Origin of the sequence: Acidothermus cellulolyticus 11B, assembly GCF_000015025.1 — a bacterium.
GTDB lineage: Bacteria > Actinomycetota > Actinomycetes > Acidothermales > Acidothermaceae > Acidothermus > Acidothermus cellulolyticus.
In genome coordinates this window covers 1070361-1083085 of record NC_008578.1, presented here as the reverse complement: position 1 = coordinate 1083085, position 12725 = coordinate 1070361, and the positions used below count along the sequence as shown (strand labels likewise).

Annotated in this window: 11 protein-coding genes; 5 read left to right on the top strand and 6 right to left on the bottom strand. The window is 70.4% G+C overall.

Translation table 11 applies throughout. From position 1 onward, the window contains the following. Nucleotides 1-2: 2 nt before the first annotated feature. Both ACEL_RS05065 and ACEL_RS05060 read right to left on the bottom strand, forming a co-directional pair. A complete protein-coding gene (locus ACEL_RS05065) occupies nt 3-1028 on the bottom strand; it encodes a 6-phosphofructokinase (protein ID WP_011719819.1) in 1026 nt (341 codons plus the stop codon). 199 nt (nt 1029-1227) lie between these two features. Next, nucleotides 1228-2028, bottom strand: a complete 801-nt coding sequence (locus tag ACEL_RS05060) for a lysophospholipid acyltransferase family protein (RefSeq protein WP_011719818.1) — start codon at nt 2026-2028, stop codon at nt 1228-1230. 197 nt (nt 2029-2225) lie between these two features. On the opposite strand from ACEL_RS05060, the gene ACEL_RS05055 reads away from it, so the two are divergent. Next, complete coding sequence (locus tag ACEL_RS05055) at nt 2226-2966, top strand: hypothetical protein (RefSeq protein ID WP_011719817.1); 741 nt, start codon at nt 2226-2228, stop codon at nt 2964-2966. A gap of 12 nt (nt 2967-2978) precedes the next feature. On the opposite strand, the gene ACEL_RS05050 is transcribed toward ACEL_RS05055, so the two are convergent. From ACEL_RS05050 to ACEL_RS05040, 3 genes are all read right to left on the bottom strand, one after another. Next, nucleotides 2979-3728 (bottom strand): endonuclease/exonuclease/phosphatase family protein, encoded by a 750-nt coding sequence (locus ACEL_RS05050; RefSeq protein ID WP_011719816.1) that lies wholly within the window; start codon nt 3726-3728, stop codon nt 2979-2981. Between the two features lie 53 nt (nt 3729-3781). Further along, nucleotides 3782-4726 carry an ROK family glucokinase gene (locus ACEL_RS05045; protein ID WP_011719815.1) on the bottom strand — a complete coding sequence of 315 codons (945 nt, stop codon included), beginning with the start codon at nt 4724-4726 and terminating at the stop codon, nt 3782-3784. Nucleotides 4727-4839: 113 nt separating this feature from the next. After that, nucleotides 4840-5433: a hypothetical protein gene (locus ACEL_RS05040; protein ID WP_148204549.1), complete on the bottom strand. Its 594-nt coding sequence runs from the start codon at nt 5431-5433 to the stop codon at nt 4840-4842. Nucleotides 5434-5702: 269 nt separating this feature from the next. Here ACEL_RS05040 and ACEL_RS05035 point away from each other — a divergent pair, with 269 nt between their 5' ends. The 4 genes from ACEL_RS05035 (at nt 5703) to ACEL_RS05020 (ending at nt 11234) form a co-directional block, all read left to right on the top strand. Then, nucleotides 5703-7550, top strand: a complete 1848-nt coding sequence (locus tag ACEL_RS05035) for an AMP-dependent synthetase/ligase (RefSeq protein ID WP_011719812.1) — start codon at nt 5703-5705, stop codon at nt 7548-7550. A gap of 63 nt (nt 7551-7613) precedes the next feature. After that, nucleotides 7614-8837, top strand: a complete 1224-nt coding sequence (locus tag ACEL_RS05030) for a CpaE/TadZ family protein (RefSeq protein ID WP_148204548.1) — start codon at nt 7614-7616, stop codon at nt 8835-8837. A gap of 2 nt (nt 8838-8839) precedes the next feature. After that, nucleotides 8840-10594, top strand: coding sequence for a sensor histidine kinase (locus ACEL_RS05025; RefSeq protein WP_011719810.1), 1755 nt, complete (start codon nt 8840-8842; stop codon nt 10592-10594). Further along, nucleotides 10584-11234, top strand: a complete 651-nt coding sequence (locus ACEL_RS05020) for a response regulator (protein ID WP_011719809.1) — start codon at nt 10584-10586, stop codon at nt 11232-11234. Before ACEL_RS05025 ends, ACEL_RS05020 begins: the two co-directional genes overlap by 11 nt. Nucleotides 11235-11504: 270 nt before the next feature. Here the strand turns inward: ACEL_RS05020 and ACEL_RS05015 are convergent, their stop codons facing one another. Continuing rightward, the gene (locus ACEL_RS05015; RefSeq protein ID WP_011719808.1) at nt 11505-12644 is read right to left on the bottom strand and encodes a glycosyltransferase family 4 protein; all 1140 of its coding nucleotides are present in this window, start codon (nt 12642-12644) and stop codon (nt 11505-11507) included. Nucleotides 12645-12725 lie beyond the last annotated feature (81 nt).

The window sequence follows — 12725 nt, the reverse complement described above, 5'->3', positions numbered from 1 at the left end:
GATCAGCCGAAAAACACTTGCGCCTCGGCGTACCGTTCCGGCGGCACCGTCTTGAGCGCGCCGGTCGCCTCCGCCAGGGGCACCCGGACGATGTCCGTGCCACGCAGGGCGACCATCGTCCCCCACGCACCGTCGCGGACCGCGTCAATCGCGTGCAGCCCGAACCGGGTCGCGAGCACCCGGTCGAAGGCGGTCGGCGTCCCACCCCGCTGAATGTGGCCGAGGACAGTCGTCCGCGCTTCCTTGCCGGTCCGCTTCTCGATTTCGTCCGCCACCCGTTGACCGATGCCCCCCAGCCGGACGTGCCCGAAGGCGTCAAGTTCGCCGCTCGCCAGCGCCATCGTCCCCTCCACCGGGGTGGCTCCTTCGGCGACGACGACGATCGGCGCGTAGCGGCTCTGGAACCTCTTCTCGATGTAGTCGCAGACCTTCTCGATGTCAAAGGGGATTTCCGGGATGAGGATGACGTTGGCGCCGCCGGCCAGACCGGCGTGCAGGGCGATCCATCCCGCGTGGCGGCCCATCACCTCGACGATGAGCGCCCGGTGGTGCGATTCGGCGGTGGTGTGCAACCGGTCAATCGCCTCCATGGCGATGTTCACCGCCGTGTCGAACCCGAACGTGTAATCCGTCGCCGACAGGTCATTGTCGATGGTCTTCGGGACACCGACCACGTGCACGCCGCGGTCATGCAATTTCGTCGCAACGCCGAGGGTGTCCTCGCCGCCGATGGCGATGAGCGCGTCGATACCGAGCTTGTCGAGATTCTCCACGACCAGGTCGTAGCCGCGGTCGATTTTCGCCGGATTCGTGCGCGAGGTGCCAAGGATTGTGCCGCCCCGCGGCAGAATTCCCCGCACTTCGGGAATTCCGAGCGGCATGGTGTCGCACTCGATCGGTCCACGCCAGCCGTCCCGAAATCCGACGAATTCATATCCGAATTCGGTGACGCCTTTCCGGACGGCGGCCCGGATAACGGCGTTGAGACCTGGGCAGTCCCCGCCACCCGTCAGCACTCCGACACGCACGGCACCCTCCATCGCCTGTTACCGACGCATCCGGCCGACCCGCGCACGCGGCGACCGGAACCACCGTCGGGCAAGCCTAGCGACCCGCGGCGGCCGATGTCGCCACCCCCCGGCAGTTCGCCCGGCCGGTGCGGGACGGCGTCCGCGCCGCGGTGTGGGAACGGCGCCGCCTGGACCACGCCGTCTCCCGCGGCGCACGCTAACCGGCCGTGGCCTCCCCGGCGGACGACACCCCGGCATGCCTCTCCTCGGACGGCGGGAGCACCTCGTCGCGAAGCGGAACCGCGTCCCGGCGGACTGCCTCCGGGTCGATACGACCGTGCTTGCGCAACAATTCCTTCGCCCTCGTCGCGTAAATGTCGACGTACTCCTGACCGGAGAGCCGCATCAACTCATACATGATCTCGTCGGTCACGGCGCGCAGCACGATCCGGTCGTCACCCATTCCGGCATATCGCGAGAAATCGAGCGGTTTGCCGAACCGCACTTCGGGACGCACCAGCCGGGGGACGACGCGCCCCGGAGGCTGCAACCGTTCGGTGTTGACCATCGCGCACGGAATGACCGGGACGCCGGCTTCCAAGGCGATCCGGGCCACCCCGGTCCGGCCGCGGTACAGCCGGCCGTCCGGCGAGCGGGTGCCTTCGGGGTAGATGCCGAGCAGCTCACCGGCGCGCAACACCTCCAGTCCGGTGCGCAGCCCCGCGGCACTCGCCTTGCCACCGGAACGATCAACGGAGAGCTGTCCGATGCCGCGGAAGAACAGCCGGCTGAACCACCCTTTGAGGCCGCCGCCGGTGAAATATTCCGCCTTTGCCATGAACGTGACTTTGCGACCAGGAATGACCAGCGGTGCGAAGAAGGAATCGGAGAACGACAGATGATTGCTGGCAATGATGGCCGGACCGCGGCGCGGTACATTCTCTAGCCCGACCACCTTCGGCCGGAACACGAGGCGCAGCGCCGCCCCGAGCGTCCACTTGAGAATCCAGTACAGCACCGGTCACCTCCCTGGCACGCCAGCACCATACTGCTGACCGGCAACCGGAACGACGGTCGCGCCGGCGATCTCCAACCGGGCACGGAAATCTTCCGGTCACCGGAACTGTCCCCAGCCGGTGAGCAACACCGGATCCGGTCGCCGGAAAACTCCGGGTCAAGCGCACACGGGACGGCGGCGAAGGGCAGGATGGAAGCATGCCGGGCCGGGACAACGGATTAGTCGCCCGCTCCTACCTTGCCCTGGCCGACCTCGATCCCCGGTTGGCCGACGCGATGCTGGTCGCATTACGCCGCGACGGCATTGCGGCGTACGCCGTGCCGAGCGGCGGTCGAGTCGGCGGGTACCTGAACGTGACCCTGCCGCCGGTTCCGCGCGACCGGCTCTGGGTCGACGCCGAGCACTTCGACCGGGCGCGGGCGATTCTCCGCACCCAGCTGCGCGATGCGGCTCAGGAGAGCGAACAGGGCCCACCGACACCGTCCGCGCCGGACGACATCGAGACGGCGTGGGCCGAGCTCGTGGCCAGCTTCGACGATGAACCAACCGACCCGCCCTGGCCGGCGGCGGAAGACCTCCCTCCAGAGAGCGGCGTACGGCGACGCATCCTCCGCTCGCCGGCAACCGCCCCGCAACCGCCCACTCCTCCCCCGTCCGGTGTGACCGGCGAGTACGACCCCCTGACGATCCTCGACGAACACTTCATCCCCCCCGACCCGCCGCCACCGCCACGGCTCTCGACGGCAAGCCGGTGGGCGATCACCGCGCTGCTGATCGGCGTCCTGCTCATCGCCCTCAATACCTTCACCACTGTGCTTCCCGAGGGAACCGTGACTCTCGGCATCGCCGGAATCGTCATTGGGCTCGGCATTCTCGTGCACCGGATGCGCACCGACCGGGCCGACGACTCCGATCCCAACGACGGGGCGGTCGTCTGAACCACCCAAGGATCAGGAAGCCTGCGGCGCGCGGGCGTCGGCGTCTGCGGCCAACCGCAGCACGGCCAGCACCGGCAGGTGATCGCTGGCGCGCCGGACGGCGGGAAGGTCGGGGACCTCGCATCGGATGACCTGGAACCGCGGATCGACGAAGATCCCGTCGATTCGCGTTCGCGGCTGACGGGCGCTGTAAGTCTCCCCCCTGCCGGCGGGGGCGACCCCGTACGCGTCCCGGTACCGCTCGGCGAGCCGCCGCCACGCCGGCCCCGACGGCTCCTCGTTCACGTCACCAGCGATGATCACGGGATCGACGCCTTCGGCGATCTCGGGGACGGCGAGCAGCTCCGCGACGTGCCGCAACCGTTGAGCCGGCTCCAACCCGAGGTGGATGCTGGCCACCACCGCCCGCCGTCCGGCCAGCTCAACCCCGGCAAGAGCGACACCCCGGCGGTGCAACCCGGGCTGGTGGCTGAGCCGCACGTCCCGGGCCCACCGGATGGTGACCCGCAACGCTGCGAGCAGCAGGACATCGCCGGCGCTCCGGCCGCCGGTGACGACGTACATCCCGGCGTCCGCGGCGAGCTGGGCGCAACGGGTGCGCCACCGGAAGAACCGTGGCGCTTCCTGGACGAACGCGATATCGGGACGGACAGTCCGGATCACTTCGACGACGGCGGACCGGTCGTCCCGCAGTGACCGCACGTTGTAGGAGAGCACCCGCCACTCGGGGCTCGGTATCCCGACGGCAGGATCACCGCTCATCACCCAGCGGTCCTCTCAGGTGGGCCATCTCCTGCGGTTCAGCGCCAGACGGCTCAGCGCCGGCGGGCCAGATCCGCGGCACCGACCAGCCCGGCCGCACTGCCCAACGCGGCAAGGCGGATTGCCGGATGTGGGCGATACGCCGACCCGGTCAATGCGGCGTCAAAGGCCGACCGTACCGGTTCGAGGAGAATGTCGCCGGCATCGGCAACCCCACCGCCGATCACGAAGCAGTCCGGGTCAAGCACCGCGGCCAGGTCCGCCAAACCCTCGCCGAGCCAGCGGCCCACCTCCGCGAAGCAACGCAACGCAATCGGATCGCCGTCCCGTGCAGCCTCAGTGACAGCGGGCCCGGTGATCCGCGTCACATCGCCGTGGACGGCGTCGAGGAGGCGGGAGGCATCCGCCGGCTGGTCGGCGGCCCGCTGGCGCGCGCACCGGACGAGGGCGTTGCCGCTCGCGTACTGCTCAAAGCACCCGCGGCGTCCGCAACCGCACGGCAGACCGTCGGGGACGATCCGCACATGGCCAAACTCGCCGGCAATGCCGAAGCCGCCGCGATACAGCCGCCCGTCGACGACCATCCCCCCGCCGATGCCGGTGCCCACGACGACGGCGACGGCGGCACGCGCGCCGCGGGCCGCCCCGAACCGCCACTCCGCCCATGCGTGGCAGTTCCCGTCGTTCTCCACGACCACCGGCAGATCGATCAGCTTGGTGACCCGGTCGGCCAGCGGTTCATCCCGCCACGCGAGGTTAGGGGCGAAGAGCACCGTCGTCCGCGTCGCGTCGATGAAACCCGCCGCGCCGACACCAACCGCCTCGACAGGGTGATCCGCCCGAAGCTGGTCCACCATGCCGGCGATGACCTCGGCGATGGCCGACGTGTCCGTCTTAGGAGTGGGCTCGCGAAGCTGGGCAAGGATGACACCGTCGTCGTCCACCACGCCCGCGGCCACCTTCGTGCCACCGACGTCCACCCCTACGGTGAGACCCATGACGCCCTCATTCGTCCGCTCCGACTGTCCCGCCATTCCGCGCAGCAGATCACACGAACTGGCGCAGCCCGCCACACTAGCGCCACGGTTCTCGCCGCTGCGACCGGCCGTGCTCAGAAGAGTGTCGCGAGAACGTACATCCCGGCGATCAGGAGCAGGCCGATACCGAACGACCCGAGGATCATAATCAGAGCCTTCGACCCGCTGCTCGTGAACCTGGACAGTTTCGCACGGGTGTCATCGACCGGCGGCAAGAACGGGGCGCCGCAGTGGGGGCAACTCGACTCCTCCAGCGGCACGCTGGCGCCACACCCGTGACACGGCCAGGCGGGAGATGGTGCGTCTGTGCCTAGGCCCGCGGTCGCAGCGGCGCCGGCCGTTACCGCAGTCGCAGCGGCGGCCGTACCGGCCGTGCTGATCGCACCGGCGGCCGTACCCGCCGCAACCGGGGCGGTGTCCGTCGCGGTCCCCGTCCTGACGGTTCCGGCGGCGGTTACGGCGACGTCCGTCGCGAGCGCGCTGCGGGCGGCGGGACGGGTGTCGGTCGTCACGCCACCGGGCGCGCCGTTGGCGGCGGAGCCGACCGGCTCACCGCGGCGGGCCGTCCCGACCGGCTGACCAGTTGCCGGCGTGTAGCAGAGGGTGCACCAGGCGGCGTCGGCTCGCATCCGAGCCCCACAATGGCCGCACCGCACCTCGGTCGTCATGTTCGACTGCTTCGGCACCCACAGCGGACGCCTTGACGGGCCGGAAGCCGCCCGGGACGCCGTACCGCTGAGCGCCCCTGCCCGGCCGGCCGGCGCTTGCGACCCGGTGCTCCCGAGCCGGGCGCGCCCGAGCCGGTGCGGTGGCAACCTGGCGGGCGGCGGCAATCCGCCCGGCGATGCTCACCGTGTTGTACCGTCCCTGTCAACACGATCGCCGCACTGTCACCGAAGGATGATTCGTGACCACCGACGTCGCCCGGGTGTCCGCCATGCCAGCGGTAACGGAGATCCCCGCGACTGCGACACTCACGGACGCCGTCCTCGACCATGCGCGAACGCGTCCGGACGCCGTGCTCTTCCGCCGCCGTCCCGTGCGCCCGGCCCGCGAGAGCCGGCCGCCCGGCCCAGCCGCGCGCGCGACCGAACCGCCGACCTGGACGCCGATCACCGCTGCGCAGTTCCACGCTGCGGTCGACGCCCTGGCCCGGGGCCTGCTGGCCGCCGGACTGCAACCGGGCGCCCGGGTCGCCCTGCTCTCCCGAACCCGCTACGAGTGGACGCTGGTCGACTACGCCCTCTGGCACGCAGGTCTGATCACCGTGCCGATCTACGAGACATCCTCACCGGACCAGATCGGTTGGATTCTCGGTGACGCGCAGGTCGCCGCCGCGATCGTCGAGAGTCCCGAACATGCCCGCGTTGTCAACGCCGTCCGCGATGTGGTGCCCAATCTGCAGCACATCTGGGTGATCGAGGACGGCGATCTCGATCGGCTCACAGCCCAGCGGGCCTCCGACGACCAGCTGGCCTCCGCCCGGCGCGAGCTGGGCGCCGGATCCGTGGCGACCATCGTCTACACCTCCGGAACCACCGGACGGCCCAAGGGATGCGTGCTCACGCACGGCAATCTGCTGTTCGCCGCGCGCAGCGCCGTCGGCAGCCTGCCGGCGCTCTTCCATGAGCACACGTCGGCGCTGCTGTTTCTCCCGCTCGCTCACGTGTTCGCCCGCGAGATCCAGGTCGCCTGCGTCGAAGCTGCCGTGCCGGTCGGGCACTGCCCGGACACCTACCAACTCCAGACCGACCTCGCGTCCTTCCGCCCGACCCTCCTCCTCGCGGTGCCGTACCTGCTGGAGAAGGTGTACTGGCTGGCGGCCCGGACCGCCGAGCAACGCGGCACGTCACGGCTTTTCGCCGCCGCCGTCCGGAACGCCCAGCAGGTGAGCGCCGGGCCGGTCACGGCTGCCGTTCGCGTCCGGCGGGCGCTGTTCGACCGGCTCGTCTACCGCCGCATTCGCGCCGCCCTCGGCGGGGCGGTCGAGTGGGTCGTCTCCGGCGGAGCGCCGCTGGCACCCCATCTCGGGCACTTCTTCCGCGGTGCGGGCATCCCGGTGTTGGAGGGCTGGGGATTGACCGAGACGACCGCGGCCGCGACCGTCAACCGACCCGACGCCACCAAGATCGGAACCGTTGGACTGCCGCTTGCCGGGACGGAGGTCGGGCTGACGGCGGACGGCGAACTGCTGGTTCGCGGCGGCCACGTCTTTGCCGGCTACTGGGGGGATCCCGCCGCAACCCAGGAGGTGCTGGACGCCGACGGGTGGCTGCACACCGGGGATCTCGGTGAGATCGATGACGACGGCTTTGTCACGATCACCGGTCGCCGGAAGGAGATTCTGGTGACCGCGGGCGGGAAGAACGTCGCACCCGCGGTGCTGGAGAACCGGGTGGCCGGTCACCCGCTGGTCGCCCACTGTGTCGTCGTCGGCGACGGCCGGCCGTACGTGGCCGCGCTCATCACCCTTGACCCCGAAGCCGTTGACGCGTGGAAACAGAAGATGGGCAAGCCGGCAAGCCTGACCCTCGCCGAGCTGCGGGACGATCCGGACCTCGTCGCGGAGATCCAAGCCGCAGTGGACGAAGCAAACCAGGCCGTCTCGAGAGCCGAGTCGATTCGCCGGTTCCGCATTCTCGACACCGAGTTCCGGCAAGACACCGGTCAGCTCACCCCGACCCTCAAGGTGCGGCGTGACGTCATCGCCGCTCAGTTCGCCGCCGAGATCGACGAACTCTACACACGGTTGCCTCAGCCCGCTCCACCTTCCAGCCGACATTGATCCCGGTGGGCTCGGGTGCACGGGTCACCCGACATCGCCCGTCTCCCCGGCCGATCAGGAGAGGTGGATGCACGCTCGACCCCGCGGGCCACAGGAATGATCGTTGTCGTCGAATCGGAGCCGACGCTCGCCCGGCAACTCCTCGCGGTCGAGCCGTCCGCCGTCGTCATCGATGACCTCGGGGCCTTGCGCGACCACCTGGCCTGTCACCCCGGAACCGACATCGTCGTAGCCGGACCATCCACGCCGTTGGACGACGTCCTGCGGCTCAGCACCGAACTGCGGGTCACCCGTCCCGGCGTCGGCGTCGTCCTGGTCCGCCCCTCCCTGGACACCGAACTGGTCATCAGCGCGCTGCGCGCCGGCGTACGCGACGTCGTCAAAACCGAGGACGCCGACGGATTGCGGGGCGCCCTCACGCGCGCCCGGGCCGTCGCCGCCGCCCTCCGGCAGCGGGACGCCAGCGCCGTCGACGGTGCAACGTCCCGTGGTGTCGTCGTCACCGTCTTCTCGACGAAGGGCGGCTGCGGGAAGACCACCCTCGCCTGCAATCTCGCGGCAACGCTCGCGGCCGGCGGGCGCAACGACGTCTGTCTTGTCGATCTCGACTTGAACTTCGGGGACGTCGCGGTGGTCCTCCGGCTCATGCCGGCCCGAAGCCTGGCGGACGCCGCGCCGTACAGCCTGGACATCGACCTCCCGGCGGTGGAGACCCTGCTCACCCGACATTCCGCTGGGCTGTACACGCTGCCCGCTCCCATCGATCCGCACACGGCGGAAACGATCAGCGCGGGTCTCGTCGGCCGGGTGCTGCGACTGCTCACCCGCCGTTTCGCGTTCGTCGTCGTCGACACACCGCCCGCCTTCACCGACCCGGTGCTGACAGCGTTCGACCAATCGGACCTCATCGCCCTGGTGGCGACGCTTGACCTTCCAGCCGTCCGGAGCCTGCGGGCCACGCTGGACACCCTCCAAGCCCTCAAGATTCCCACTGAGCGGCTGCGGGTGGTGCTGAACCGGGCGGATTCCAAGGTCGGCCTCTCCGCGAGTGATGTCGAGACGACGGTGACGTTCCCGATCTCCGCGCACGTGCCGTCATCCCGCGACGTGCCGGCATCGGTCAACCGAGGGGTGCCGCTGGTGCTGGAGGAAACCGACCATCCGGTCAGCGCGGCCATCCGGACCTTCGCACGGGAGCACGTACTGCCCCTGCGAGCCGACGGCGAACTGATCCCGGCGGCGCTGCGTTCGGACCGCCGGTGGTTCGCCCGGCGGAGAAGGCGGTGACCATGGCGCGGGATTCGGCTCGCACAACGCCCGGACTGCCGTGGTGGACCGGCGCCCGGTTCGACACCCAGGTCCTCGTCCTGGCCGTCCGGCTGGCATTCCTCGGCCTGTCGTTCGTGGTCGCGGCCCTCGATCCCGACCCCCGGCGCACCGTCGCCGGGGCTCTCGTGCTTGCGCTGGCCGCCGGCACGTCGCTCCTGCCGATCCGGGCTGAACGCTGGCGGCACCTGCTGCCAACGGTCGAAGCAGTGATCGCTGCGGTTGGCATCATCGCGCCGCCCGGGGCACGGGAGAGCCTTCTCCCCTACCTGCTTGCGCCGGCCTTCGCGGCCGGGCTCCGCTTCGGGCTCACCGCCGCCCTGGTCACACCGGGCGCCGCGGCCGTCGTTCTCTTCGCGGGTTATGCCGCTGCCGGCTACCAACCGAGCGGATTGCCGGCCACCGCCAGCCAGTGGATTCTGCTCGCACTGGCGGTTGGTGCGCTCGCCGCCTGGATCCGGCGGCTCACCGCCTCGTCGACGTCCGACGTCATGCGCTCCTACCACGTGGCGCATGCGCTGTTGCAGCAATTGCGCGACATCAGCCGGCAGCTCTCCGAAGGTCTGGACGCCGTTGCCGTCGCCCATGGGCTGTTGCACACGATCCGGTCACGATTAGCTTTCGGGCGCGGTGCGGTGCTCATCCGCTCGGACGGCGGCCACCTGGTCGCGCTTGCCGTCGACGGCGCACCCGACGCGCACTGGGTGCCCACCGAAGAAACGTCGCTCACCCTCCGCGACGCACTTGCCGACCAGCGTGCGGTGACCGCGCATGGCAGGTTCGGCGCCGGGGTGCCGAGCGACGGAACGCCGGTTCAGGGGTGGCAGGCCGTCTATCCGCTGCGGGTCGGCGACCGGCAGATCGGGGCTGTCGTGCTGGACGGTGACGGCGCCCCTCCCGGGCCAGCGCTGATCACCGACGTGGACGCCGTCGTGGAGGACGCCGGGATTCGATTGGAGACCGCTCTGCTGTTCGGGGAGGTCCGTTCCCTTGCGACGACCGAGGAGCGGCGACGCCTCGCCCGCGAGATTCACGACGGCATCGCGCAGGAACTTGCCTCGCTGGGTTACCGCATCGACGATCAGATCGCCAATGCCACGGCAGCGCCTGGGCTGGCCGCCGACCTCCGTGCCATCCGCGCCGACGTGAGCCGTCTCATCACGGAACTGCGGTTGTCGATTTTCGACCTGCGCAGTGAGGTCGGCACGCAGACGAGCTTGGGCGCGGCGCTCGCCGACTACGTCCGGTCGATCGGCCCGGGGATCGGCTTGGCCGTGCACGTCATCCTCGACGAGTCGGTTGACCGGCTGCCCATCCCGGTCGAGACAGAGCTCCTGCGGATCGCCCAGGAAGCGATCACCAATGCGCGCCGGCACGCGGGTGCGACGAATCTGTGGATTCGGTGCCGGGTGGACCCGCCGTTCGCCCACCTGCGGGTCGAAGACGACGGCCGCGGACTCGGCCCGGCCCGGCTGGACAGCTTCGGTCTCGAGGTCATGCACGAGCGGGCCGACCGCATCGGAGCGACGCTCTCGATCTCCCCGCGTCCGGGAGGGGGGACCATCGTCGAGGTGCGCCTCGGCGACCACTACAGCGAGATTTCCGCTACCGAGCAGAGCGTGCAGGCCGCGGCACCGACCGGATCGGCGGGAGCCAACCCACCGGGTGGCACGAGGATCGCCGCGGCCGCAGCCGAGGGAGGACGCCATGGCAGCTGAGCAGCCGACGACCGTACTTCTCGTCGACGATCACGATCTGATCCGGCAGGGCCTGCGCCGCGCCTTCGAACGAGCCGGAGATTTCACAGTGGTCGGTGAGGCCGGCAGTGTCGCCGAAGCCCTCGCATGCGCGACGCGGCATCAGCCGGACGTCGTTGTGATCGACGTCCGGCTGCCGGATGGCAGCGGCCTGGACGTGGCGCGCGAACTCCGCCGGCAGCGCCCGGACGTCGGGATCGTGGTGCTCACCATGTACGCCGGCGACGAACAGCTCTTCGGAGCACTCGAGGCAGGGGCATCTGCGTTCGTCGCGAAGGATGCGCCCGCCGAGGACGTGGTGAGCGCGGCCCGGCACGCGCTTGTCTCGCCGAGGTCGTTCTCCGCCGCTGACCTTGCCGGTGCCATGCGCCGTCGCATGAACCCGTCCGGTCCGCAGTTGACCCCTCGGGAACGGGAGGTCCTGCAGCTGATGGCCGACGGCCTTGGCGTCAGCGCCATCGCCCGGCAGCTGTTCATCAGCGAGTCGACGACCAAGACCCACGTGTCGAAGCTGTACGAGAAGTTGGGGGCGGCGAATCGCGCCCAGGCGCTCATGGCGGCCATCCGCCTGGGGCTGTTGGAACCGGACGACGTGAGCTAGCCGCGCAATCCGCCGATAGGCCGATTCCGCGCGCGGACGCAGCAGTGTTGGCTGATGCCGCTGGTCGTCGGTCAGGCGGAGGCGCGCAGTGCGGCATACGGCGGGACACCGGCAGGAGCCGGCACTCTTGGCCAGAACGCGAGGCGCTGTTGTTCGACGGCCATCAGCCGAGCCGGCGCTCCTCCTGGCCGCGCTGGTCGCCGTCACGGTCGCCATCCTGGTAGCACTCGCGTACCTGGTGCACGAGGAACTTGCCAGCCGGGTGCATGGTCACGACTCGACCGGCTCGCCGTCGAGCAGCTGCGCGAGCCGCGCCGCCGCGGCGTCCCAGGTCGCGTGCGCGACGACCCAGGCCCGGGCGGCCTCACCCATTTCGGCCGCGCGCTTGGGGTCGGAGAGAAGCTCGGCGAGGACGTCCACCAAGGCGGCCGGATCACGGCCGTCGACCACGACACCGCCGCCCGGCGGAACCGCTTCGGGTGCTCCGCCCGACGTTCCGGCGACGACGGGAAGCCCGGTCGCGGCTGCTTCCAGGTAGACGATGCCGAATCCTTCGACGTCCAAGTGGAACCAGCGATCACGACACGGCATGGCGAAGACGTTCCCGGCGGCGTAGTAGGCCGGCAGTTCCGACCAGGACACCGCCCCGGCGAACACCACCGCGTCCGACACGGCGTAGCGGGCGGCGAGCTGCTGCAACCGAGACCGGTACGGCCCGTCGCCGACAAGGAGGAGACGCGCGCCGGGAATCCGCCGCCGAAGGGGTGTGAGCGCGCGGATCAACATGTCCTGGCCCTTGCGCGGCACCAGCCGGGAGACGCAGACGACGACGGGGTCGTCTCCGAGCCGGTGGCGGCGGCGGACAGCGCTGCCGTCGACGCCGGGATGGAAGACGGCCGGATCGACACCCGGGCTGAGCCGGGCAAGCCGCGCACCCGGGCCGATGGCTCGAGCCAGCCGTCGGTGCGTGTACGCCCCAAGGTAGGTGAGGACGTCGAGGCGGCGGGCGAGGTGCACGAAGAGCTGCCGCGCGCCGGGGAAGCGGAGCCAGGCGAGCTCATGCCCGTGGGTGCTTGCGACGATCCGGCGTGCTCCGGAGCGTCGGAGGAGCGGTGCCAGGAAGCCAAGCGGCGCGGCGGCGCCGAACCAGACCGTGTCGGCCTGAGTGGCTGCCAGGAGGGAGCGGGCCCGGCGGGCAACGTCCGGCGTCGGGAGCATGAGCGACGTCGGATGACGAACCACCGGGTATGGCTGGGCGGCATCGAACTCCGCCGCCCCCGGCCAAGCCGGCGCGTACACCGTGACCTGGCAGCCGCGCGCGGCCAACCGGGTGACGATGGCGTGGACGAAGGCCTGAATGCCACCCGGCCGGGGCGGAAAGTCGTTGGAGATGACGAGCAACCGTCCCACGCCCCGATCGTTTCATGGGATGTGGTGGCCGCCGGGAGGCGGCCACCACCGGGCAGGCCGAGGGACGGGCGGCGAGGTCAG

Bases quoted from the DNA above. Each gene is read 5' to 3' on its own strand.
- ACEL_RS05055 (WP_011719817.1), top strand. From the start codon at position 2,226: ATGCCGGGCCGGGACAACGGATTAGTCGCCCGCTCCTACCTTGCCCTG.
- ACEL_RS05050 (WP_011719816.1), bottom strand. From the start codon at position 3,728: ATGAGCGGTGATCCTGCCGTCGGGATACCGAGCCCCGAGTGGCGGGTG.
- ACEL_RS05045 (WP_011719815.1), bottom strand. From the start codon at position 4,726: ATGGGTCTCACCGTAGGGGTGGACGTCGGTGGCACGAAGGTGGCCGCG.
- ACEL_RS05040 (WP_148204549.1), bottom strand. From the start codon at position 5,433: ATGACGACCGAGGTGCGGTGCGGCCATTGTGGGGCTCGGATGCGAGCC.
- ACEL_RS05035 (WP_011719812.1), top strand. From the start codon at position 5,703: ATGCCAGCGGTAACGGAGATCCCCGCGACTGCGACACTCACGGACGCC.
- ACEL_RS05025 (WP_011719810.1), top strand. From the start codon at position 8,840: ATGGCGCGGGATTCGGCTCGCACAACGCCCGGACTGCCGTGGTGGACC.
- ACEL_RS05020 (WP_011719809.1), top strand. From the start codon at position 10,584: ATGGCAGCTGAGCAGCCGACGACCGTACTTCTCGTCGACGATCACGAT.